This window comes from Microvirga subterranea, from assembly GCF_003350535.1.
GTDB classification, from domain to species: Bacteria; Pseudomonadota; Alphaproteobacteria; order Rhizobiales; family Beijerinckiaceae; genus Microvirga; species Microvirga subterranea.
Genome location: NZ_QQBB01000009.1, coordinates 57,167 through 81,158 on the forward strand (window position 1 = coordinate 57,167; position 23,992 = coordinate 81,158).

The 23,992-nt window shown below is 65.5% G+C and carries 22 protein-coding genes; 7 read left to right on the forward strand and 15 right to left on the reverse strand.

Annotated elements, in window-relative coordinates; genetic code table 11:
• The first annotated feature begins 102 nt into the window (after positions 1–102).
• Entirely contained in the window at positions 103–678 is a 576-nt protein-coding gene (locus DES45_RS20090; RefSeq protein WP_114771910.1) for a cupin domain-containing protein, read from the forward strand.
• 90 nt (positions 679–768) lie between these two features.
• Positions 769–2,196, forward strand: a complete 1,428-nt coding sequence (locus DES45_RS20095) for an aldehyde dehydrogenase family protein (RefSeq protein WP_114771912.1) — start codon at positions 769–771, stop codon at positions 2,194–2,196.
• A 73-nt stretch (positions 2,197–2,269) separates the two neighbouring features.
• Here the strand turns inward: DES45_RS20095 and DES45_RS20100 are convergent, their stop codons facing one another.
• From DES45_RS20100 to DES45_RS20125, 6 genes are all read right to left on the reverse strand, one after another.
• A complete protein-coding gene (locus tag DES45_RS20100) occupies positions 2,270–2,521 on the reverse strand; it encodes a hypothetical protein (RefSeq protein ID WP_114771914.1) in 252 nt (83 codons plus the stop codon).
• A gap of 334 nt (positions 2,522–2,855) precedes the next feature.
• Complete coding sequence (locus DES45_RS20105; protein ID WP_245571804.1) at positions 2,856–3,791, reverse strand: amidoligase family protein; 936 nt, start codon at positions 3,789–3,791, stop codon at positions 2,856–2,858.
• Between the two features lie 106 nt (positions 3,792–3,897).
• Positions 3,898–5,166, reverse strand: coding sequence for a four-carbon acid sugar kinase family protein (locus DES45_RS20110; protein WP_210210242.1), 1,269 nt, complete (start codon positions 5,164–5,166; stop codon positions 3,898–3,900).
• A 16-nt stretch (positions 5,167–5,182) separates the two neighbouring features.
• The gene (locus DES45_RS20115) at positions 5,183–6,448 is read right to left on the reverse strand and encodes a ribulose-bisphosphate carboxylase large subunit family protein (RefSeq protein ID WP_114771920.1); all 1,266 of its coding nucleotides are present in this window, start codon (positions 6,446–6,448) and stop codon (positions 5,183–5,185) included.
• Positions 6,449–6,456: 8 nt separating this feature from the next.
• Positions 6,457–6,996 carry a VOC family protein gene (locus tag DES45_RS20120; RefSeq protein ID WP_114771922.1) on the reverse strand — a complete coding sequence of 180 codons (540 nt, stop codon included), beginning with the start codon at positions 6,994–6,996 and terminating at the stop codon, positions 6,457–6,459.
• Positions 6,997–7,091: 95 nt separating this feature from the next.
• Complete coding sequence (locus DES45_RS20125) at positions 7,092–8,108, reverse strand: TRAP transporter substrate-binding protein (protein WP_114771924.1); 1,017 nt, start codon at positions 8,106–8,108, stop codon at positions 7,092–7,094.
• Positions 8,109–8,240: 132 nt separating this feature from the next.
• Between DES45_RS20125 and DES45_RS20130 the strand changes: the two genes are divergently transcribed.
• Positions 8,241–9,269, forward strand: coding sequence for a LacI family DNA-binding transcriptional regulator (locus DES45_RS20130; RefSeq protein ID WP_245571805.1), 1,029 nt, complete (start codon positions 8,241–8,243; stop codon positions 9,267–9,269).
• A 104-nt stretch (positions 9,270–9,373) separates the two neighbouring features.
• Positions 9,374–11,242 carry a TRAP transporter large permease gene (locus DES45_RS20135; RefSeq protein ID WP_114771928.1) on the forward strand — a complete coding sequence of 623 codons (1,869 nt, stop codon included), beginning with the start codon at positions 9,374–9,376 and terminating at the stop codon, positions 11,240–11,242.
• Between the two features lie 62 nt (positions 11,243–11,304).
• Here DES45_RS20135 and DES45_RS20140 read toward each other — a convergent pair whose 3' ends face one another.
• From DES45_RS20140 to DES45_RS20155, 4 genes are all read right to left on the reverse strand, one after another.
• Positions 11,305–12,045 (reverse strand): PCC domain-containing protein, encoded by a 741-nt coding sequence (locus tag DES45_RS20140; RefSeq protein ID WP_245571811.1) that lies wholly within the window; start codon positions 12,043–12,045, stop codon positions 11,305–11,307.
• Positions 12,046–12,181: 136 nt separating this feature from the next.
• Positions 12,182–13,063 (reverse strand): alpha/beta fold hydrolase, encoded by an 882-nt coding sequence (locus DES45_RS20145; protein ID WP_114771932.1) that lies wholly within the window; start codon positions 13,061–13,063, stop codon positions 12,182–12,184.
• 20 nt (positions 13,064–13,083) lie between these two features.
• Positions 13,084–13,887, reverse strand: coding sequence for an SDR family NAD(P)-dependent oxidoreductase (locus DES45_RS20150; RefSeq protein ID WP_114771934.1), 804 nt, complete (start codon positions 13,885–13,887; stop codon positions 13,084–13,086).
• 73 nt (positions 13,888–13,960) lie between these two features.
• The gene (locus tag DES45_RS20155) at positions 13,961–14,971 is read right to left on the reverse strand and encodes a TRAP transporter substrate-binding protein (RefSeq protein ID WP_114771936.1); all 1,011 of its coding nucleotides are present in this window, start codon (positions 14,969–14,971) and stop codon (positions 13,961–13,963) included.
• A gap of 309 nt (positions 14,972–15,280) precedes the next feature.
• On the opposite strand from DES45_RS20155, the gene DES45_RS20160 reads away from it, so the two are divergent.
• Genes DES45_RS20160 through DES45_RS20170 form a run of 3 tightly spaced genes read left to right on the forward strand, consistent with a single transcriptional unit; the run spans position 15,281 to position 18,584 of the window.
• Positions 15,281–16,090 (forward strand): IclR family transcriptional regulator, encoded by an 810-nt coding sequence (locus DES45_RS20160; protein WP_114772053.1) that lies wholly within the window; start codon positions 15,281–15,283, stop codon positions 16,088–16,090.
• Between the two features lie 46 nt (positions 16,091–16,136).
• Positions 16,137–17,768: an acyl-CoA synthetase gene (locus DES45_RS20165; protein ID WP_114771938.1), complete on the forward strand. Its 1,632-nt coding sequence runs from the start codon at positions 16,137–16,139 to the stop codon at positions 17,766–17,768.
• Positions 17,769–17,813: 45 nt separating this feature from the next.
• Positions 17,814–18,584: an SDR family NAD(P)-dependent oxidoreductase gene (locus DES45_RS20170; protein ID WP_114771940.1), complete on the forward strand. Its 771-nt coding sequence runs from the start codon at positions 17,814–17,816 to the stop codon at positions 18,582–18,584.
• Here the strand turns inward: DES45_RS20170 and DES45_RS20175 are convergent, their stop codons facing one another.
• The 5 genes from DES45_RS20175 to DES45_RS20195 all read right to left on the reverse strand — a co-directional run bounded on the left by DES45_RS20175 (position 18,585) and on the right by DES45_RS20195 (position 23,976).
• On the reverse strand, positions 18,585–19,322 hold the full coding sequence (locus DES45_RS20175; protein ID WP_114771942.1) for a glycerophosphodiester phosphodiesterase family protein: 738 nt from the start codon (positions 19,320–19,322) through the stop codon (positions 18,585–18,587).
• A gap of 12 nt (positions 19,323–19,334) precedes the next feature.
• On the reverse strand, positions 19,335–20,255 hold the full coding sequence (locus DES45_RS20180; RefSeq protein WP_114771944.1) for an ABC transporter permease subunit: 921 nt from the start codon (positions 20,253–20,255) through the stop codon (positions 19,335–19,337).
• Positions 20,256–20,257: 2 nt separating this feature from the next.
• Positions 20,258–21,169, reverse strand: a complete 912-nt coding sequence (locus tag DES45_RS20185) for an ABC transporter permease subunit (RefSeq protein ID WP_114771946.1) — start codon at positions 21,167–21,169, stop codon at positions 20,258–20,260.
• Positions 21,170–21,237: 68 nt separating this feature from the next.
• Positions 21,238–22,560 (reverse strand): extracellular solute-binding protein, encoded by a 1,323-nt coding sequence (locus DES45_RS20190; RefSeq protein ID WP_114771948.1) that lies wholly within the window; start codon positions 22,558–22,560, stop codon positions 21,238–21,240.
• A gap of 33 nt (positions 22,561–22,593) precedes the next feature.
• The gene (locus DES45_RS20195; protein ID WP_114771950.1) at positions 22,594–23,976 is read right to left on the reverse strand and encodes a sn-glycerol-1-phosphate dehydrogenase; all 1,383 of its coding nucleotides are present in this window, start codon (positions 23,974–23,976) and stop codon (positions 22,594–22,596) included.
• Positions 23,977–23,992 lie beyond the last annotated feature (16 nt).

The following is a 23,992-nucleotide window of genomic DNA, read 5'->3' on the forward strand; positions in this document are numbered from 1 at the left end:
GGAGACTCCCGGTATTCACTGAATAGATCATCGTTGAACAATCGCAGCTTTGCTTAAAATTTTGAGCATGGCAAGATGCTCCCGCAGTGACTCGGAGGGTCAATGGAATTTGATGTTGGCGCGAGGCTGAAAGAAATCAGGCTTGCGGCCGGTCTGTCGCAGCGCGATCTCGCGATCCGCGCCGGCGTGACCCATGGCCTGATCTCGATGATCGAGCAGAACCGGAACAGCCCCTCCGTGGCCTCCCTGAGAAAGATTCTCGGCGGCGTCTCGATGACCATGGCCGACTTCTTCCAGGAGACGACACGGGAGAAGCACAAGGTCTTCTACGCGCCCGACGAGCTGATCGACCTCACGTCCAAGCTCGGCAGCATCAACGGCAAGACCAACAAGCGCATGACCCTCCGCCAGGTCGGGAATGCGCGGGAGCACGGGCTCCAGATCCTCCACGAGCGCTATGAGCCCGGCGCCGACACGGGCCCGACCATGCTGGAACACGCCTCACACGAGGGCGGCATCGTCATCTCGGGCGAGCTCGAGGTCACCGTCGGCGGCCAGGTCCAGGTCCTGCGGGCAGGCGACGCCTATCTCTTCGACAGCCGGATCCCCCACCGCTTCCGCAACATTGGCACAGAGATCTGCGAAGTGGTCAGCGCCTGCACGCCGCCTTACCTCTAAATGCCGCCATTTGGGGCTGGTGCTGGATAGAATTTTGAGCATGATGGAGCCAGAGCCCGTCATGACGGCCAGCGCGGAGGCACCAGATCCATGCAAGAATACCTGTCCTTCTATATCAACGGTCGCTGGGTTCGGCCGGAAGGCCGCCCGACCCTCGACGTCATCAACCCCGCCGACGAGGAGGCCTTCGCCAGGATCTCGCTCGGCACGGCGGCTGACGTCGATCAGGCCGTCGGCGCGGCGCGGCGCGGCTTCGCATCCTTCTCCCGGACCAGCCGCCAGGAGCGCATCGACCTCCTTGAGGCCGTCCTATCGGTCTATCTCAGGCGCGCCGACGAGATGGCCGATGCCATCTCGAAGGAGATGGGGGCGCCCCTCGGCTTCGCCCGGGAGGCGCAGGTCGGCGCCGGGCACGGGCACATCGCGCAGGGCATCGCCGTGCTCAAGGCGATGGAATTCGAAGAGGTGGTCAACAACACCCTCGTGGTGCGCGAGCCGATCGGCGTCGTAGGCCTCATCACCCCCTGGAACTGGCCGATGAACCAGGTCACCTGCAAGGTGGTGCCCGCGCTCGCCACCGGCTGCACCATGGTGCTCAAGCCCAGCGAGATCGCCCCGGTATCGTCAATGCTCTTCGCTGAGATCATGCACGAGGCCGGCGTGCCCGCGGGTGTGTTCAACCTCGTCAACGGCGACGGCCCGACGGTCGGAGAGGCCATCTCCCGCCATCCGGACATCGACATGGTGTCGTTCACCGGCTCGACCCGCGCCGGCATCCTGGTCGCCAAGGCGGCCGCCGACACGGTCAAGCGCGTGCACCAGGAACTCGGCGGCAAGTCGCCCAACATCATCCTGGACGACGCGGATCTCGAGGCGGCGATCACCCACGGAGCCCGGGGCTGCTTCAACAACAGCGGCCAATCGTGCAATGCTCCCACCCGCCTGCTCGTGCCGCGCAGCCGCCAGGATGAAGCGGCCGCCATCGCCAAGCGCATCGCGGAGGCGACCGTCGCGGGGGATCCACGCGCTCCAGGCACCACCATCGGTCCGGTCGTGAGCAAGACCCAGTTCGACAAGATCCAGGGATTGCTCGAAGCCGGGATCAAGGAAGGCGCCACCCTTGTGGCCGGCGGGCCCGGGCGTCCTGAAGGCATCGAGAAAGGCTACTACATCCGCCCCACCGTGTTCGCCGACGTTACGAACGACATGACGATCGCCCGCGAGGAGATCTTCGGGCCTGTCCTCTCGATCATTCCCTATGACAGCGAGGAGGAAGCGATCGCGATCGCCAACGATACGGTCTACGGCCTGTCGAGCTACGTCACCTCGGGTGACCCGGAGCGGGCTCGCCGGATCGCCCGGCAGATCCGCGCCGGCATGGTGCACATCAATGGCGCAGGCGGAGACCTCGCCGCGCCCTTCGGCGGCTACAAGCAGTCCGGCAACGGCCGCGAATGGGGTCGCTACGGCTTTGAGGACTTCCTCGAGGTGAAATCCATGTTCGGCTATGTGCAGTAGTTCTCGCTGAAGAGGCGATGCGGATCGAGCAATCCGCATCGCCGGGAACGGCGAGTGCTCGATGTGTGCCTCTCTACGCGCGGGCGCGCCGCGCCAGTGTCCGACGCCACTTCGCTGCATTGGCCTTCCTGCGCCAATGCAGGAGCCCGGCCGCGATGACGGCTCCTATGATGGAGCCGCCGACCGCATGGCGGAAGCTGAAGGCGTTCAGGAAACCCGACAGGTGCGAGACGGCCTCGTCCAGCATCGTCCCCACGAAGTCCCATGGAATGCCCGCCATGAGATAGGCCGCGACGGCAGCGGCGACGGCGACGACATACCTCATTTCGCAGCTCCGCGCCGTTGCGGTTCCTGGGGTGGCTCAACCGGAGAACCGATCTCAACAAGATGCCCGGTGATGGGGTCGAGGATGGTCAAGAACGTCCCTCCCGTTCAGGCGGGCGGGAAGCGCCGCGGGCCCGATCGAAATCAGATTGAATGTGCTTGTTACGACTGGGCGGCCAGTCTTCGATCCGGACCCTGACCAGCGAGATGCCACAAACAAACTGGATCTGCTGGGGGGGGGTGAGGTTTGGATCCCCTGAACCGCGCCATGTGACGCATGGTCACCTCGTCATGCTTAACAGACGGTTAATTTTCGCCCGCATTTCGACTGCGGATCACACCCTCAGGTCCATCGGCAAGGCGCCGCCGCTACCCTGGCCATGCAGTTCATCGGGAGTTGCAGCGAGGCGCTCGATGAAGAGCCAGCGCTCCCAGTCGGGCAGGATGCTCCAGCCCGGGTCGCTGACATGGGCTTGCGGAAGGCGGTAATGCAACGCCGGCCGCGGGCCGATCTTCTCGTGCGGAAGCGCCGATCGGACCTGCTCCTCGTTCAGGTATGCGAAGAGCGGCAGCAGGTCGAGACCCCGGTTTCGCGTCGGGTTGGCCGCAAGATAATCGGCGATCAATGTCGCCTGATCGGGCCAATAATCCGGAGCAAGGACGCATTGCCTGTAAGCCTGCGGATAGTCCGGCGGCAGGACGCGGGCCAAATGCCTGCGGCCTCCCGTGACCTCGCGGCGGAGCCTGTCCTCGACGAGCAGAAACGCCTTGAGGAAGGCCGTCACCGTTGCGGGGTCGAGACTCGGCGGATCGATGTTGAAATGGAGGCCGAGCGAATCGTAGAACGCCGCACCCTTGTCCCGGGCACCGGCCGTCCGCAGCAGGGAGACGATCCCGTCCACCTCCGGAAGTCGCGCGATCGGCAACGGAGCGGTAATGAGCTCCCGCGGAACGAACGGGGACAGAAGCCGGCCGAGCCATGCCGCCACGTGCCGGTTCAGCGACACCCCGACGCGAGAGTCGCGGCCGGGATGCACATGGCGCAGATCGGTCTCGACGGCGATGTCGCCGAGGGCTGTCCCGAGAATCCTGAACGCATGAGGATCCTCCATGGCGATCGACCCGCCGAGCCCGCGCGCCAGCACATCGGCCGAGGATCTGGCGCTCAGGCCCAGGAACTCGATCTCGATTCCGACCTGCCGCAGGCTTCCGTCGGCCCGGAGCGGGACCGGCGGGCGAAGCATGTCGGGCAATCGGACGATATCGTGCATCACAGCTGCACATGGGTGCCGCCACGCCCGATCGCAAGGAACGAAGCGTGCGGCTTGCTTCCCTTGTGGAGCCGCGGGGCCCGCTGCACGGGCGCCGCGCTGCCACTCACCTGGTCAGAAATCGCTCGAACAGGTCCTCCTGCCCCATCTGCCCGCCCTTCAGCAGCACACGCATCCTGTCCCGAGATGCAACGTCGCTGCGGGCCGTGCTGACGGCCACGCCGTTCCCGACCTGGCTTTCATACCCGAGCCCCCAGAAGCCGAGGGCGCCGACGATCCTGCTCGACGTGTCGCCGCCGGCAACGGCCAGGCGCCGCACCGGATGACGATCGAGGATCCGGTCCACGAGAACAGCGCTGCGATCAGCCAGATCTGCGACGGCGGCCGAGGGCGCCTCCCCGTTCTCCGGGGCTGTCGAAACCATGACGTTGCGCCCCTCCGCAAGCATCCTGGCCGCCATGTCGGCAACACGTTCGTATGCCCCGTCGGAGATCAGTTCTTCAGGGCTGACCGGGATCTGATGATAGGATCGCGCCGCCGCGACCTGCCGGCGGGTCGTCGGCGAGAGACTGCCGACGAAGGCGAGCACGGGCCCCGCTTCGGCCGCCGGCTGCGCCCCGGTCGCATAGGTCTCCTCGAAAGCGGCCTGCGCAACGCTGCTTGCACCCACGACGAGAAGAGAGCGCTGCCGGCTGACCGTGCGGAGAACGCGACCGATCGCTTCGAGATGGCTGTCCTCCAGCGCATCGAACAGGATTGCAGAAGAACCGTCGGAGGCGCGCTCCCATTGCGCATGAACCCTGTCCGCACTCTGAATGAGAAGAGGCGAGTGGATCGCGGCGACGTCCGGAAGGCCGAGGAACGCAAGGTGCCTGCGCAGATCCGCCTCCGTCATCGGCGTCGCCGGGTGGCGGCTCATGGTCGGGTGCCGGTCGAGCCTGAAGATCTCTCCACCCTCGCCGAAGGCCGCAAAGAGCGTGGAGAACGCGCAGTAGCGTCCAAGCGAGGGCTGTCCGCCGATGACCGCGACGGTCGGGTGCTCCACATGGTTCCGCAGGACCGCGATCGCGGTGGCGATGTTGCCGCGCTCCGGCGCGCTGTCGAAGGTCGAGCAGCACTTGTAATGGAGGATCCGGACGCCGATTGTGCGGAAGAACGCTCCCACCGGTTCGAGCTCCGCGCGCATCCCTGCTGGACCCATGGTCCGCGCGGCGCCGGCTATGCCGACTGCATCGAGATCACCCGCCTCGGCTAGGTGACGGGAGTCGGGAACGCCGAGGAAGAGAAAGGCACGCTGTCCCCTCCGCGCCAGCGTCGCCAGCGTATCGGTCGCGCCGGTGAAGTCGTCCCCATACCATCCATAGGACGGCGCCACTCTCGTCTCCCGAATGTCAGCCATTGCCGAAGAACGCATAGGACTGCTCGAGGGCCGGGCTGCGGCGTCGCGCATCGGCGATGCTCTCGCCCGCCTCGACGGCCTGCCACGCCTCGCGGATGCTTGCGACACCCTCGGCGGGTCCGCCGGGATGGGCCATGATGCCGCCGCCGGCCATGAAGAGAAGATCGGTCGTTGCTACGGCCCGGTAGGTCTGCTCTACGGTACCGGCCCACTGCCCGGACGAGAAGGCCGGCATCACCCGATCGTCCTCGTCGCAGAGCGCCGTGATGCAATCCTTCGCGCTCGCCACTACCTCGGCGTCCTCCTGCGCGAACTTTCCGCCCAGACCGTGCACGTGCAGGTGGTCGACGCCGGCGAGGCGCCAGAGCGTCTGATAGGCCAGAAAGCCGATGCCGAGCGCGGGATGGCGCGAGAGTGCCCCGTAGCCGTTGCGGTGGCCGTGCAGGGCAAGGTCCGTGCTTCGGCGCAGGGTCTCGACGGCCGAGAACCCGCACCAGTTCAGGCTCACCATCGCGCAGGTCCCCTCCTCGCGGGCGATGAGATCGGCGTGGTGCCGCATGGCGTCGGTCTCGGCCGTGATGTTGAAGGCGACCATCACGTTCTTGCCCGTGCGGTCCCGGTGCCGGCGGACCGCCGCCATCACGGCCGGAATGCGTTCCGCCAATGGAGCATGAACCGAGTCGGCTGCAATCTCGTCGTCCTTGATGAAGTCGAGTCCCGCTTCGCACAGGCGCCCGACGAGTGCCGCCGTCTCCGCAGACGACAGGCCCACATTCGGCTTGATGATGGAGCCGACGAGCGGGCCATCGCTGCGCCCGGTCAGCCGACGCGTTCCCACGATGCCCTGCCGGGGCATCGCATAGAGCCGCCGATAGGAGCCGGGCAGCCTGACGGATTCCAGGCGCAGACCCGTGACCTCTCCAAGGTCGAAGAGATTGCCGGCGACGGTCGCCGCAAGGGTCGGAAGGTTCATGCCGACATTGGCGATGGGAAAGCGCACAACGATCTCGCCGCGACGGGAGCGTTCCCGCACGCCTTTCCGGTCGAGCCACGCGCTGCGCATGGACGGCTGCTCGACCTCGCCGAGGTCGCGAACCGACACGACCGTGGCGCGCGCACGGGCGCGCAGCTCGTCCGTCTCGCCCTCGACACGGGTGAAGGTTCCGCAGGATTGCTCGCCCGCAATGACCTCCGCAACCTTCGCGAGGGGCAGCGGCGTCTCGACGAGATAGGTCGCCTCGTAATGCTGATTCGACATGGCGATGCTCAAAGCCGCGAGAGATCCGGGAACGGCCTGACGGGATCGCGCCCGTCCCAGCCCTCGGATGCCTCCTTGATCAGGCGGAACATCGTGCCCTTGGGTCCGGCGACCTCCGACAGCTCGATCACGGTGCCCGGATGGTACTCGGTGTCGAAATAGACGAAGCGCCCGCGCTCGCCGACCTCGCCGCTCATGACGGGCTTGAAGCCGAGGCCCGTCAGGCGCTCAAGATCGTCGTCATATGTCTCGGTCCAGTAGGCCACGTGCTGCAATCCGCGATGACCGGCCGCCTTGAAGTCGCGGTACATGGACGGCGCATCGTTGCGGGTCTGGATGAGTTCGATCTGGAGCGGCCCGGAATTGGCGAGCGCAACCGAGTTGTGCGGCTCGTAGGACTCGCCGCGATAGGTGTAGTTCTCGATCGGTACGCGCTCCTTGTAGAAGAACGGGCCGACGCCGAGCACGCGCGTCCAGTAGTCCATCGCGGCCTCGATGTCGTCGACCACGTAACCAGCCTGCCTGATTTCACCGAGGAAACGGCTCATGTTTGACCTTCACGGTTGAATGACATGCGCGGCGGTTCGCGCCGCGTCGGAGAAAGGTGAGACCCGGAGCATCAGGCTCCGGGTCTATGACTGCGTCACGCGAGGGTGCCGACGATGCTCTCCAGATGGCCCCAGGCCTCCGGGCCGAACTTCTGCTTCCACTCCTTGTAGAAGCCCGCGTCGCGCAGCTTGGCTCGGAAGCTCTCCGTGTCGCACTGGTTGAACTTGAGGCCCTTGCTCTGTAGATCGGCCTGGATGCCTTCGTTGAGCGCCTTGATGTCCTCGCGCTGCTTCAGCCCGGCCTCGTTGATCGCGCGGGAGACGATCTCCTGCACGTCCGCCGGCATGCCGGCCCATTGGCGGCCGTTGGCGATGAACCAGTAGCCGTCCCAGATGTGGTTGCTGAGCGCGCAGGAGGACTGCACCTCGTAGAGCTTCGCCACCTGGATGATCGGCAGCGGATTCTCCTGCGCATCGACGACCTTCGTCTGGAGCGCGGTGTAGACCTCGCTGAACTGAAGGCTCGCCGGCGCGGCGCCGAGGCCCGCGAACATGGAGATGCTGATCGGGCTCACCGGCACGCGGATCTTCAGCCCCTTCATCGAAGCCGCGCTCTCGATCGGCGCGCCGCTCGTGGTCATCTGGCGGAAGCCGTTGTCCCACATGGTCTCGAGCGCATGGAGACGCGAGTCCGCGATGGCCTTGCGGACGAACGCGCCGACCGGCCCGTCCATTGCGGCCCAGACCTGATTATAGTCCTTGAACGCAAAGCCCACGGCGTTGATCGCCGCCACCGGCACGAGGGTCGCGATCACGAGGGCGGAGGGCGTGAAGAAGGTCAGTGCGCCGTTGCGCACCTGTGAGAGCATATCGGTGTCGCCGCCGAGCTGGTTCGCCGGAAAGATCAGCATCTCGACGCGACCGTTGGTCTCCTTCGCGATCCGGTCGGCGGCCTCTTTCGCGCGGATGTTCAAGGGATGGGAGAGCGGCAGGTTGTTGCCGTAACGCAGGCTGATCTCTGCCGCTTTAGCATAGCGGGGAATGGAGAAGAGCGTGACGGCAGCCGGCGCGGCGCCGATGCCCTTGAGAAGCGACCTTCTGCTGAGCGTCATACCGGTTTTCCTCCTTGGACGACGTTTTTCTCTTTGCGAAATCGAAATTCGATCATATCAATGATGTAGTCAAATCGATTTTTTGATGGTTTTTGATGGAATAAGATGAGCGATCTTGCCGAAGACATCCCGATGAGCAGACGCATCACCATCGTCGACATCGCTCGCGTGGCGGATGTCTCCACCGCAACGGTCGACCGGGTCCTGAACGGCCGGTCCGGCGTGAAGGCCGCGACGATCAAGCGGGTCATGAAGGCAGCGGCCGAGCTCGGTTATGTGGACGAGAGCGACGAGCGTGCCCGCGATTTGCGGCCACTCTCGCCGGTCTCCTTCATCCTCCCCCAGGGCAACAACCGCTACATCACCATGCTCGGCCGCATGATCGCCGAGATGGCGCCGCAGCTCGAGCGTTTCTCCATCAAGCCAACGGTCGAATACATCAGCAGCTTCAATCCCGATCTCCTCGCCAAGGCGCTCCATCGTCACGCTAAGACGGCGGATGCGGTCGCTTTCATGGGCATCGAGCATCCGGTGGTGCGCGAGGCCGTGAACCGCATTGCCGCGAGCGGTAAACCCGTGATGACGCTGATCTCGGACGTGGCGAGCCCCGCGCGGACCGCCTATTTCGGTCTCGACAACCGCGCCGCCGGGCGGATGGCCGGCTATCTCCTGGCGCGCTTCATCCACAGGCGCCCCGCCAAGGTCGCCATGATCGCCGGAAGCCTCAGCTACCGCGCCCATGGCGAACGCGAGATGGGCTTCCTCGACATCCTGCAGGAGCTCTATCCCGACATCGAGGTGGTCGGCCTGCGCGAAGGGCACGACGACGAGGCGCTCAACTACCGCCAGATGCGCACTCTCCTGAGCCACCATCCGGACCTCGACGGGATCTACAACATCGGTGGCGGCGCCTCCGGCGTCGGGCGGGCGCTCAAAGATGCGCGGCGCGATCAGGACGTCGTTTTTGTCGGTCATGGCTTGACGAGCGACACGCGCGAGTTTCTGCTCGACGGCACGATGGACGCCGTGATCACGCAGAGCGCCCAGGACACTGTCATCAAGTGCGCATCCCTGCTCAGGGACCTGCGCGAGGGCAGGCGCGACGACGGCTTCGCGGATCCGATGCGGATCGAGGTGATCTTCAGGGAGAACCTGCCGTGACGCTCGTGCAGTCGCGACAATAAGGACGGGCCGGCCGGGCCGAAGAGAAGAAGAAATCGGGAATCGGCCATGCTATCGATGACGAAAAGGGACGGGAGGAAGGAATGACAATGGCGACAGAGACATTACACCTGGATGAGATCGAGGATCTTCCGACCGGACTGCGGAGCGGCTCGCCTTTCCTGCGTCCGATCGAGGTCATCGCGTCCACGCTCCTCGTGATCATCATCGGCCTGCTGCTGATGGGCGTCACGTCCCGCTATGTGTTCTCGCTGCCCGTCGTGTGGGTCGACGAGGCGGCCTCCATGTGCTTCCTCTGGCTCGCCATGCTGGGTGCGGTCATCGCCATCGACCGCAACGAGCATCTCAGGCTCACGCTTTTCCTGCAGATGATGCCGGAGCGGATGCGCGGCTTCTTCGGCGCCCTGGGGCCGCTGCTCGTGGCCGTGTTTCTCATCGGCATGCTGTGGCCGGCCGTCGATTACGCGATCGAGGAATCCTACATCACCTCCGCGGCGCTCAACATCCCGATGAGCTGGCGCGTCGCCGCGCTTCCCGTCGGAATCGCCATGATGACGCTTCTCGCGCTGCGCGAGGCGTTCCGGTCTTCCAATATGGCGCAGATCGGGGCCGCCGCAGGCGTCATCGCCCTGGCGGCAGGCATTCTCTGGCTCCTCTCCCCGTCCCTCCCGGCCCTGGGCCACCTGAACATCCTGATCTTCCTCGTCATCTTCGTCGCGTTCTTCCTCGCCATCGGCGTGCCGATCGCGTTCTGCTTCGGCCTCGGCGCCCTCGCGTTCCTGACCTTCACGAGCTCCGTTCCGACCATGGTGCTGATCGGGCGCATGGACGAAGGCATGTCGAGCCTCATCCTCCTGTCCGTTCCGATCTTCGTGCTGCTCGGCTGCATTCTCGACGCAACCGGCATGGGCAAGGCCATCGTCGAGTTCCTCGCCTCGCTCCTCGGGCACGTGAAGGCCGGCATGTCCTATGTGCTGCTCGGCTCGCTGTTCCTCGTCTCAGGCATCTCGGGCTCCAAGGTCTCCGATATGGCAACGGTTGCCCCAGCCCTCTTCCCGGAGATGAAGCGCCGCGGTCACAAGCCGAAGGAGATGATCGCGCTGCTCGCCACCGGGGCCGCCATGGCAGACACGGTGCCGCCTTCCATCGTTCTCATCGTTCTGGGATCCGTTGCGGGCGTGTCGATCGCGGGCCTGTTCACCTCCGGCTTCGTCATCGCCATGGTGCTGCTCCTGACGCTCGCCATCCTGGCTCGCTGGAAGGCGCGCGGCGAGGTGATGGACGGAATCCGCCGGGCGCCGATGCGCGCGGTCGGCAAGGCGCTGGTCGTCGCAGCCCCTGCCCTCGTGCTCCCCTTCATCATCCGCAGCGCGGTCGGCGGCGGCATGGCCACCGCCACGGAGGTCTCCACCATCGCGGTGCTCTACGCCATGATCATCGGCATGGTGCTCTATGGCGGCATCCGTCCCGGCAAGATCTACGAGATGCTCGTGGAGACGGCTGCCCTGAGCGGGGCGATCCTGATCATCCTGGGCACGGCCTCGGCCATGGCCTGGGCGCTGACGCAGACCGGCTTCGCGTTCAAGATGGCATCCCTCGTCACCGGGCTTCCGGGCGGCTGGGTCACCTACATGCTTGTCACCATCGCGGTCTTCATGGTGCTCGGCTGCGTGCTCGAGGGCCTGCCGGCCATCGTCCTCATGGCGCCGATCATGTTCCCGATCGCCAAGAACCTCGGCATCAACGACATCCACTACTCGATGGTGGTCGTGACGGCGATGAACGTCGGACTGATGGCGCCGCCCATCGGCGTCGGCTTCTACATCGCCTGCAAGATCGGCAACGTCTCGCCGGACGAGGCCATGGGGGCGATCTGGCCCTATATCGGCGCGCTCTTCATCGGGCTGCTGATCATCGCGATGGTCCCGGCCCTGTCGACGGCCTACCTCTGATCGACCTGCCTCCGGGCCGGCTCACGCCGGTCCGGACCGCCAGCGGAGCAAGCCGGCCGCCGTCAGTCCGCGACGGCTTCGATCACCAGCTCGAACGTGACGCAGACCGGGTTGTCGCCGCGCACCAGCTCTCCCGAAAAGATCCCGCCGTCCATATCGACGACATCGATGTCGAGCCGCGCCTGCGGCCGCCCATCGACGGTCCTGACGCTCCCTTGACGGATCAGGACCTCCGTCGCGTATGACGGAACCTCGGTTCCATCCACGAAGCGTACGCCGTTGAGGCTGCCGATTCCGTGAACCCTCGCCGATGTGATGCCATGGCGCGAGCAGATCTCCTCGACCGCGAGGGTGATGTCCTCGTTCGGACGAACCTTCGCCAGCAGGGCCCCGTCGCCGACTCCGGCTTTCTGCACCGGCTCGAAGAGGGTGAAGTTTGTTTCCGAATCCGGCATCGCCTGAAAGGTCGCGCTCCGAAAGCCGATCCCGGAGACCTCGGCGGCTTGCGCGACACTCGTCATCGGCGCGAGCATGTGCCCCGCGCGGTGCCCCTCCGCCGTATCCCATATGCCGTGGCAGTGGAGAAAGGGCCCACCGTCCCGCACGCCCACGATGGCGGCGGCACGCACGATCGTCACGGGTCCTTCCGGCTCGTATGTCTCGCTGTACCAGGCGGCGTAGCGCGGATCGGCGGATGCGGCCGGCATCACATATCGGAACGGTTCGAACCGTCCGCCCTGGAAGAACACGATGCCGCCGGCGCAGCCCGCATCGGCGAAGCCCTTGGCGACCGCCGCGTCCACACTCAAGCCAGGATCCATCCTGAAGCGGAGCGGAACGGGCGATCCCGCCACGGCCGCCGATCTTTGCAAGGCAACAGGACCCGGATGCTGGATCTGCCTCATGGTCGCTCCTCCGTCCGAACCGTCCCCTGCAATGCTACCTCGCGCGCATGATCTGCGTCGGGTCCGCCCGCGGATCGCGCGCACCCCAGCGTCCTGCTTCCACCTGCGCGATGAACTCGGCCACAAGGCGATTGAACAGGGCCGGCTCTTCGAGGTTGAGCGTATGGCCGGTTTTGGGAAAAATGGTGAGGCCCGAGCGTGGAACGGTCCGCTTCAAAAAGACGCTCGGCTGGATCGAATGATCGTCCTCGTCCCCTGCCACGACCAGCAGGGGAACCTGGAGGGCGGCAAGCTCCGCTTCGAGATCGTAGAGCGACGGCCGGCGCATCTGCACGCCGCGCATCGTATTGGCGGCGCCGAGATCGGAATGCTGCGCCATCCGCTCCACGAAGAGCTGCCAGCCGCGCGGATCCTTCTCCTGGAACTGAACCCGCGATGCGCTCTCACCATAGATCGGCGCGAAGGCGCGGGCGCCCTGCTCCTCGAAGCCTTTCGCGACCTGTTCGGAATTGCGGCGGAAATACTCCTGCTGGTCTTTCTCCGAGCCGTAGCCCGCTCCCGCGACCACAGCCGAGAGGATACGTTCCGGATGGCGGAGTGCGGCGTGAAGGCATGCGAACGCCCCCATCGAAAGCCCCACCACATGGGCCCGCTCGATGCCGGCCGCATTCATCACGTCGACGATGTCGTCGGCCGCGCGCGTCTGCGAGTACTGATCCACGCGCTGAGGGATGTCCGACGGCGGATAGCCCCGCGCCGAATAGACGATGCATCGATGGCGGCGGGAGAAATAGCCGACCTGCGGCTCCCAGCTCCAGTGGTTGCCGCCGAACTCGTGGACGAACACAATGGGCGAGCCCTGCCCCACGGCTTCATAGAAAAGCCTCACGCCGTCGCTCGCGGTCGCAAACGCCATTCCGTTCTCCTCTCTGCGCGTCAGCGAAATTCCGACATGGCGCAGCTCTGCCCGCCATCGACAGGCAGGCAGACGCCAGTGATGAACTGGGCCTCGTCGGAGGCCAGGAACACGGCCGCATTGGCGATATCCCATGCCGTCCCCATTCGACCGACCGGAACGGCGGCATTGCGCGCGGCCACCATGTCCTCGACGGAGGCGTACTGGCCGGAGATCTGCTTGTAGATCAGCGGCGTGTCCATCAGTCCGGGCATGATGCAATTGGCCCGGATGCCCTGGCGCGCATATTGCATCGCCAGCGCCACTGTGGCCTGGTTCACCGCCGCCTTCGTGGCCGAATAGGCAAAGTACGGATAGCCGGTCCACCGGATCGCCGCGATGGACGAGATGTTGACGATGGCGCCGCCGCCCCGGTCGATCATGTGCGGAAGGACGGCCTTCGCGGTGCGGTAGATGGGCCCGAGATTCAGGTCGATCGCCGCAGAGAACTGATCTTCCGTCAGCTCGACCGGGCCGCCCATATGGGTCACGCCTACATTGTTGTGCAGGATGTCGATGCGGCCGAAGGCAGCGATCGTCGAGGCCACCGCATCCTCGATGGACCAGAGATCGGTGACGTCCGCAGCCGTCGCGATGGCGGTGCCACCCTCGCCGGCGATGATGGTGGCAGTCTCCTCAGCCGCTGCCGCCACGAGATCGACACACGCGACCCGAGCGCCTTCGCGGGCGTAGGCGACGGCCGCGGCCTTGCCGTTGCCCCAGCCGGGACCCGAGGATCCCGCGCCGAAGACGATGGCGGTCTTACCCTTCAGACGATCGGCCACGTGCCGTCTCCCGGACAGAAGGCTTGAAAAGGCGAGCGCCGGCGGATCCGCCGGCGCTCGGGTGTCGCGCGGATCAGCTCAGGCTGCTGCCGACGGACTTCTCCAGGATCGCCCAGGCCTCGTCGCCGTACTTCTTCTTCCATTCCGCGTAGAAGCCCGCCTTGCGCAGCGCCTCGCGGAAGGGGCCGGCTTCCGGATCGTTGAAGGCCATACCCTTGGACACGAGATCGTCCTTGACGCTCGCGTTCAGCTTCGCGACGTCGGCGCGCTCCGACACGGCCGCCTCGTTGAGGTGCTTGGCCACGATGGCGCGGAGATCCTCCGGCAGGCGCTCCCAGGCGCGGCGGTTCGCCAGGAACCAGAACCCGTCCCACATGTGGTTGGTCATGGAGCAGTATTTCTGCACCTCGAAGAGCTTTGCGGTCGAGATGATCGCGAGCGGGTTCTCCTGCCCGTCGACGATCTTGGTCTGGAGGGCGGTGTAGACCTCTGCGAAGTTGATGCTCGCCGGCGAGGAGCCGAAGGCCGTGAACATCGAGGTCCAGAGCGGGCTGACCGGCACGCGGATCTTGAAGCCCTTGAGGTCCTCCGGCGTCTGGATCGGCTTGTTCGAGCTGGTGATCTGCCGGAACCCGTTGTCCCAGATCTTGTCCATCACCACGAGGTTGGCCTTGGTGATCTGCCCGCGCACATAGGCGCCGAGATCGCCGTCCATGGCCTTCCAAACCGCGTCGTAGTTCGGGAACGCGAAGCCGATGCCGCTGATCGAGGCATTCGGCACGAGCGTGGACAGGATCAGGGGCGACAGGGTGAAGAACTCCACGCCGCCGGACCGGACCTGGCTCAGCATGTCCGTGTCGGAGCCGAGCTGGTTGTTCGGGAAGATCTGGATCTCGACCCGGCCGTTCGTCTCCTGCTTGATCCGGTCAGCCGCCTCCTTGGCGCGCAGGTTCATTGGATGGCTGACCGGCAGGTTGTTGGCGTATTTGTACGTGAACTCGGCCGATTGCGCCCGTGCCCCGAATCCGGTGACGAGCGCCGCTGAGGCCGCGCCCTGCAGAATGGTCCGGCGTGAAATGATCATGGTCGTCCTCCCTCCTGGTTATGGTGCGAAGCGGCTGGCGCTACCTGGCCGTGCGGGCGGCGTTCCGCCCTGCATGGCGCGCGGCGCAAGGTGAGAATCCGGCAGCTCCGGAGTCCATGGCGCTTCTCCCGTTTCATTCGTCATCGGCGACTATGTCGCCTGATCGGTCCACCTTATGGATCTCTGTTTTTAAGCGAACCGGCGGAAAAGATACACGGTTGAAGGGTCATTGCAATATTCGGAGAAGCAACTTACGCTTTTTGACGTTGCTTCAAATTCCACAATATGGACCTGCTGCAGGCCGTCGATATGGACGATGCTCACCATCTGGCCGAGGACCTGTCAGGCTCGCAGAGCGTGGATCGCGCCCTGCGCCTGCTGACGCTGGTCGGGCGCGGGAACGAGCTCGGTGCAACACTCGGCGCGATCGTCGAGCAGAGCGGCCTCAACAAGCCGACCGCACGCCGCCTCCTCCTGGCCTTGATGCGCGCGGGGCTGGTCGAGCAGGACGAACGCACGAGGCGCTACTATCTCGGCGAGAAGACCTATGTGCTCGGCACGCTGGCCTCGCGTCGGCACGGATTGCTCGAAATCGGGATGGAGAGCCTGCGCAATCTCTCCCGCCTGACCATGGATACAAGCTTCGTGTCCATGCGGCGCGAGAACTACGCCGTCTGCCTTTACCGGGAGGAAGGCACCTATCCGGTCCGCACGCACGCGCTCCAGGCGGGCAACCAGCACCCTCTCGGGATCGGCGCGGGATCGCTCGCGATGCTGGCGGCGCTTCCGGATGAGGAGATCGAACATGTCCTCGCCGAGAACCGGCCGGCCCTCGAGGCCCAGTATCCTGCCTACACCATCGACCTGATCCGGGACGACATCGCCCGGACGCGCGAACAGGGCTACGCCCTCAATCCCGGCCGCATCGTCGCCGGCTCGTGGGGACTCGGCGTCGCCGTGCGGTTCCCGGACGGCCGCGTTGCCGGCGCGCTCAGCCTCGCGGCGATCGACAGCCGGATGACGCCGGACCGCCAGCCCGAGCTCGCCCGCCTGCTGAAGGCCGAGGCCGAGCGCGTCGATGCCAAGCTGCGCCGGGTCTTCCTCTCCGGGAGCGCCTGACCATGAACTTTTCCTTGTCCGAACATCACTCCCTGGAAGGAACGCCATGACCAGCATCCCTCCCCATCGGAACGGCGGCATCACGCCGGTGTCGAAGCGGGTCATGAACCTGTCCCACTTCCTGCGGCAGGCCGCGCGGCGGCACGGGCAGGAGATCGGCTTCGTCTGGGGCGAACGCAGCTGGACCTGGGCGGAACTGGACCGACGGGTCGACGCCATGGCGGCGGCTCTTGCGGACAAGGGGATCGGGAAGGGAGATCGCGTGCTGGTTCAGTCGAAGAACTGCAATCAGATGTTCGAGTCCATGTTCGCCTGCTTCCGGATCGGCGCCGTCTGGGTGCCGACGAATTTTCGCCAGACGCCTGACGAGGTCGCTTATCTGGCACAAGCCAGCGGCGCATGCGTCATGATCTGCCACGCGGACTTTCCGGATCACGCCAGGGTCGTGACGGGCGCCCTTCCGGCCATCGGCTTCGTCATCTCGATCGGCCGCTCCGATTTCGGCGAGGACTACGACACTCTGGCCGAAGCCTTCGCCGGGAAGTCGACTCCGACCGCGGCCGTGGATCACGACGATCCGTGCTGGTTCTTCTTCACGTCGGGGACCACGGGACGGCCGAAGGCCGCCGTGCTGACCCACGGCCAGATGGCCTTCGTGATCACGAACCACCTCTGCGACCTGATGCCGGGCACCACGCACAGGGACGCGTCGCTCGTGGTGGCGCCCCTGTCGCATGGCGCCGGCGTCCACCAACTGGTGCAGGTGGCCCGGGCCGCCAAGACGGTGCTGCTCTCCGGCGACCGCTTCGACATCGACGAGGCGTGGCGGCTGGTGGAGCGCTGGCGCATCACAAACCTCTTCACCGTGCCGACCATCGTGAAGATGCTGACCGAGCACCCGTCCGTCGATGCGCACGACCACTCCTCCCTGCGCTACGTCATCTATGCCGGCGCGCCCATGTACCGGGAGGACCAGAAGCATGCGCTGAAGAAACTCGGCAAGGTGCTGGTGCAGTATTTCGGCCTGGGAGAGGTCACGGGCAACATCACCGTTCTCCCGCCCGATCTCCATGAGCCGGAGGACGGGCCGGACGTGAAGATCGGCACCTGCGGCTACGAGCGCACCGGCATGCAGGTCTCGATCCAGGACGACCAGGGCCGCGAAGTGCCGGCGGGCGTGACGGGCGAGATTTGCGTCTGCGGCCCGGCGGTGTTCGCCGGCTACTACGACAATCCGGAGGCCAACCAGAAGGCCTTTCGCGACGGCTGGTTCCGCACCGGCGATCTCGGTCATATGGACGAGGAAGGCTTCGTCTACATCACCGGCCGGGCATCCGACATGTACATCTCCGGCGGCTCCAACGTCTATCCCCGCGAGATCGAGGAGAAGATCCTCACCCATGAGGCGGTCGCGGAGGTCGCGGTGCTCGGCGTTCCCGACAGGACCTGGGGCGAGGTCGGCATCGCGGTCTGCGCCCTGCGCCCGGAGGCCGCGCTCGACGAGCAGGCCCTGCTCGCATGGCTCGACGGCAAGATCGCCCGCTACAAGATGCCGAAGCGCGTGATCTTCTGGGATGCCCTGCCGAAATCCGCCTACGGCAAGATCACGAAGAAGACGATCCGCGAGCAGCTCGAGGCGCAGAACTGCCTTTCATCCGAGAACAAGCCTCCCGCATAGCAAGGTGGAAGCATAACGGCCCGGAGCGCCTTTCAGGAACAGGAGATGCCCATGCAGGAAACGATCCTCGTCACCGGTGGAGCCTCGGGCATCGGGTTTGCGATCGCCGAGGCGGTTCTCGCGAAGGGATGGCGCGCGGTGATCGTCGACCGCGAGGAGCAGAGCCTCGACCGGAGCCGGGAAGCGTTGGCGGTCTTGTCCGACCGCACCCGGTTCGAACGGCTCGACATCGCCGACGAGGCCGCGGTGGTCGACGCCTTCACGCGTCTGGAGGCCGAGGATGGGCCGATCACGGGGGTGGTGAACTCCGCCGGCATCGCCCGCGACCTGCCCGCGCTCGAAACCAGCGCCGATCTCTTTCGCCGCATCCTCGACGTCAACCTCATCGGCAGCTTCATCGTCTCGCGCGAAGCCGCCAAGCGCATGCGCGAACGTGGCCACGGAGCCATCGTCAACATCGCGTCGGTCTCCGGCATCCGCGGCAACATCGGCCGGGTCGCCTATGGCGCCTCGAAGGGCGGCGTAATCACCATGACGCAGGTGATGGCCGTCGAGCTCGCGCCTCTCGGCATCAGGGTCAACGCCATCGCGCCAGGCCCCATCGAGACGCCGCTCGTGCGCGAGGTGCACACGGAGCAGGTCCGGGCCGAGTGGATGGCCACTGTGCCGCAGCGCCGCTACGGGCACCCGTCGGACATCGCAAGCGCGGCGATCTTCCTTCTCGACCGGACGGCTTCGGGCTTCATCACCGGGCAGACGCTCAGTGTCGACGGCGGCTTCACGGCGGCCGGGCTGACAGGCCGACCGCCTGCATGATCAGAGCGCGGCCCTTGCCTGCACCGCGAGGTCGGGTCGGTCGGTCGTGATCTGCCGGACCGGCTGGCTCAGCCAGTAACGAAGATCGGCCTCGTCGTTCGGCACCCAGGCGCCGATCCGGTCGGTCCCGAAGGCCTCGGCGAACCGATCCAGGGTATGGACCAGCAACGCCTTCTCGACCGCCACGTAGAGGCCGGGAATAGCTTTGAGGCGATCGATCGCTCGGTCGAGGCCACCCAGCATCTCGACCGAGCGCCGGTCAACCGATGCGAGCACGGGGATCGATGCATCAAGGGACCGCACGGTCTCGAGCACCTCCAGCATGAAGCATGTCAGGATCGATCTCGCTTCGAGCCCATGCCGGCGGACGGCCTTCAGCACCTCAGCCTCCATGCCCCGGTAGGCGGTGCCGACCGCATCGGTCTTCAGCTCGATGTGGAGCTCCATCGTACTGTCGCGGAGCACCTGCAGAACCTGATTGAGGCTGGGGATGCCCTCCTGGCTGTCGCGCAGGGGTGTCGCCTGGAGTTCCGCCAATGTCCGCGCGCCGACCGGGCCCGAGCCCGTCGTGGTCCGTTCGAGCGTCGGATCGTGGATGACGGCGAGTTGGCCGTCCGCCGTCAGGTGCACGTCGAACTCGACGCCTTCGACGCCCAAAGCGACGAGCCGGCGAAAGCCGTCCAGGCTGTTCTCGGGCCAGAGATTCCGCGCGCCGCGGTGACCGATGATCATGACCATGGGGAGAGTGCCTTACTTGCTGCTGTCGACGAGGCCGCGGACGAACCAGCGCTGCATGACGAGGACCACCACGACCGGCGGGAGCATCGCCAGGAGTGCACCGCTCATCGCTACGTTCCACGCCGGCTCCGTATCCGAGCGGGGAATGAGGTGCTTCACCCCGATCACGGCGGTGGCCATGTCCTTGTCGGTCGTGAAGAGGAGCGGCCAGAGATACTGGTTCCATCCGTAAAGGAACAGGATGATCGACAGCGCAATGATGTTGGAGCGCGAGAGCGGCAGGAGAATCGTCCAGAAGAAGCGCATGGCGGAAGCGCCGTCGAGGCGCGCCGCCTCGAGCAGTTCGTCGGGAACGGTGAGGAAGAACTGCCGGAACAGGAACGTGGCGGAGGCCGAGGCGATCAGCGGCAGGATCAGTCCCTGATAGGTGTTCAGCATGTTCCACTCGAGCGAGATCTCGATCCGGTCGCCGGAGATCCACTCCCAAAGCCCCTGGAGGTTGAGGAGGTCGATCAGCCACTGGATCGGCAGCGCCGCGTTCGCGACCGCCTCGTAGGTCGGCACGATCCGCACCTCCACCGGCAGCATCAGCGACATGAAGATCAGCCAGAATGCCAGGATGCGGAACCGGAACCGGAAATACGTGATGGCGAAGGCGGACAGGAGAGAAATCGCGACCTTTCCGACCGTGATGCCGATTGCCACGATGAAGGAGTTCACGAGCAGCTGCCCGAAATCGACTTTGCTCCACGCCGTCGCCAGGTTCTCGATGAAGTGGCCGCCGGGCAGCCACGGCATCGGCACCTGCTGCACCTGCTCCATCGTCAGCGAACCGGCGATAAAGGCGAAGTAGAGCGGCATGCAGACCAGCACGATGCCGCCGATGAGGAGCAGGTGGCAGATCGTCGTGAGGATGGGGGAACGTTCAACCATGGTCAGATACTGTAATTGACCTTGCGCTCAACATACTTGAACTGCAGCAGGGTCAGGAGAAGCGCGAAGGTCATCAGCAGCACCGACTGGGCCGCCGAGGATCCGAGATCGAGATTGATGAAGCCGTCCTGGTAGACCTTGTAGACCAGGATGTTCGTGGCTCCCGCCGGGCCGCCGCGGGTGACCGCGTCGATGATGGCGAAGGTCTCGAAGAACCCGTAGACGAAGTTCATGGTCGTGAGGAAGAAGAGCGTCGGCCCGAGGAGCGGCAGCGCGATTTGGAAGAAGCGCTTGACCGGTCCCGCGCCATCGACGGCCGCCGCTTCCATCAAAGACTTCGGAACCGCCAGCAGGCCGGCGACGAGGAAGATGTAGTCGTAGCAGATATGCTTCCAGGAGGCTGCGAGCACGACGAGGAGCATGGCGTCCCAGCCGTTGAGGTTCGGATCCCATGCGATGCCGAACGACTTGATGCAGAAGGCGATCGGCCCGACGGCCGGATTGAACAGGAACGCCCATATGACGCCCGCGATGACCGGCGCGATCGCATAGGGCAGGAGGATCACGCCCTTGTAGGCGGACTGGAAGCGCACCACACGGTCGGTCGCGAAAGCCAGGACGAGCGCGACGACGATCGTCACCACGTTCTGGGCCAGCGTGAACCAGATCGTCACCCAGATGGAGTTGCGATAGCTCTCGCTCGCGAAGAGCGCGGTGAAATTGTCGAACCAGACGAAGTGGACCGTCGCGCCGAAGGGATCCGCCAGCAGGAAGGCCTGCATCAGCGCCCGGATCGACGGAATGAAGAAGAACAGGAGGAGGATAAGGAGCTGCGGCAGGAGCAGCATGGCCGGAAGGCCGGCTGTTCGGAAGTGGGCGTGCTTCAGACCCGGTTCGAGAGTGGTTGCGACCACGTCAAATCTCCGCTCGACAGAAGGTGAAGCGGCATGGTCCGTCCTTCGGCCATGCCGCTTCGTTTTAATCAGTACTTGCCCTTGTTCAGCCGCTCGTACTGGCGGAGGATCTCGTTGCCCCGCTTCACGGCGTCATCCATGGCCTGCTGCGCATCCTTCTTGCCGGCGAACAGCGCCTCGACCTCCTCGCGCTGTGCAAACATGGCCTGCGTGAAGTTGCCGAAGTGGAACCCGAGGGAGTTCTCCGTCGGCGTGCCTCGATTGAGCTGCTGGACCGCGATCTCGCGGGTCGGGCTCTCCTTGTAGTAGCCCTCCGCCTTCGCCATCTCGTAAGCCTTGTTGGTCAACGGGACGTATCCCGACGCCTTGTGCCACCAGAGCTGCGTCTCGGGCTTCGCGAGATAGTCGAAGAAGGCCGCGATCGCCTGCTCCTCCTCGGGCTTGTGGCCCTTGATCACCCAGAGAGCGGCCCCGCCGATGGTGCTGTTCTTCGGCTGGCGCCCCTCCTCCCACGGCAGGAAGGTGGCGCTCCAGGCGATCTTGGCGTTGCGCTCGATGCCGCTATGCGCCGCGGTCGAAGCGAAATAGGTGGCACATTTGCCGGAGGTGAAGAGCTGCTCGGGGCTGAAGCCCTGGCCGGCGATCTGCAGCACGCCGTCGTCGAGCCATTTCTTCAGGCGAGCCACCTGGGGCACCACGAGCGTCTTGTTGTAGACGAACTCCGTGTCCAGACCATCATAGCCGTTCGCCTTCGTGGCGTAGGACTGGTCGTTGATGGCGCTGTAGTTTTCGATGAGACTCCAGTGATAGTCCGTCGCCAGCGCCGTCCCGCATTCGGCAGCACCGGACTTCTTGATGGCGTAGAGCTGCTTCTCGAACTCGCCCCAGGTTTCCGCCGGCTTGTCGAACCCGGCCTTCTGGAACTGGTCCTTGTTGTAGAACAGGATCGGCGACGACGAGTTGAACGGCATCGCCGCCAGCTTGCCTTTGTAGGAGTAGAACCCGGCCACCGGCTTGATGAAATCGGCCCACTCGATCTTGTGACCGGTCTTGTCCATGAGGTCCTGCACCTGGACGATCGCGTCCGAGAGCAGCATCGTCATGAAGCCGCGCTCGTAGATCTGGACGATGTGGGGAGGGCGCTTGGCGCGGTAGGCCGCGATGGTGCCGTTGATCACCTCGTCGTAATTGCCCTTGTTGATCGCGACGACCTTGTACTGGTCGTTCGATTCGTTGAACTTCTTGACCAGTTCGTCCACGCGCTCGCCATTGACGCCGTTCATGGCGTGCCACCACTGCACCTCGACGGGCGCGGCCCAGGCCGCGGCACCCGACATGATCAGCGCCAGCGCCCCGGCAGCGGCGCGCGGCATCGTTGAAGTCATTTTCATTACGCTTCCCTCCCTTTGATCCTTGCCCTGGTGTCAGACGGTGGCGGCGTGCCGCCCCTGCCCTCTCGAACGCCGCCCCCAAAAGCCGTCATCGGCCATGAGGGCAGCGATACTCCTGTCGAACCATCCGAGATCGTCCATCAGATCCAGGATGGTGTAGCGCCGGCGGATCAGCCGCGCGCGTCGGTATTCCCGGGCCAGCTTCGCCAGCGGCACGCCGAGATCGGCGGGATGCGCCGGCGCGCCCGCCTGCCGGAGCCAGCCTTCCATCTCGTCCGGCGGAATGGTTAAGCGGCGCAGCTCGTCGCGCAGAGCGGGCCAGTTCGCCGCAAGGGTCGCGAGGCGCTCGTCCCGGCGCGACGCCCGCTCCAGCTTTGCGCGCATCTCCGTGCGCGCGCTGTCGGCGATGTGCGGATCCTGAAATGCCGCGGCGATCTGGGCTTCGACCTGTTCGGGCGTGGACGCAGCATTCCTGGACTGCGCGACCGCGTCCGCGTCGATGTGCTGGGACAGGAACCACTCGTAGAGAGCCAGGATCGCCACCGTTCCGATGCCGACGCAGGCGCCGTGCGCAGCGGGCTCGCCCTCATGGGTCAGGCGCTCCATCTCCCACACGTGAGAGATGAGATGTTCGGCGCCGCTCGCCGGCCGCGAATTGCCGTGGGCCTGCATGGCGAATCCGGAAACGAGGAGGCCGTTCACGAGATCGCCGAAAGCGGCGGGATCGCCACGCTGGATCTCAGCGGGGCGCGACAGCCAGCCGCGCACGTTGTCCTGCACCAAGGCGAAGGGTTCGGGGTTGATGGGCTCCTCGCCAAGGGCGTCTGCGAGCTTCCAGTCGGCGCCGGCGACGATCTTCCCTGCGAGGTCGCCGTATCCCCAGCCGGCCATGCGGCCTGGGGCGCGGGCAATCACGTTCAGGTCGGCCACGACGGCGACCGGCGGCGCGCAGTCGAGGGTGCGCTTGAAGCCGTCGTCGAGCAAGGCGGCGCCCGAGGCGGCGTAGCCGTCCATGGAGGCGGCGGTCGCGACGCACATATAGGACGTGCCGGCGAGCTCGGCCGCATATTTCGTGAGGTCGTTGATGACGCCGGATCCGACCGCGACCGGCAGCGCCCCCCGCTCCCTGATCACGCCCGCGATGTCCCGCGCGGTGCCGGCATGCGGCTTCGCGCGCGGCGCAGCCTCGAGAATGATCGGCGCGGAAGCCGACAGACCCGCCTGCTCGAGAACGGCGAGCGCATCCCGCCCCGCGGCCTCCATCGTGTTCGGGTCGGCGACGATGAGCAGCGGTCGGCCCCCGACCTCCCGAACGGCGTCGGGCAGGGCAGCAAGCGCCCCAGGGGCGACGAACACGCGGCGCGTCACCGTCGCCTTGCGTACCGCCTCATCGAGAACCTGCGCCTGATCTGTCATCGACCCCTCACTAGCG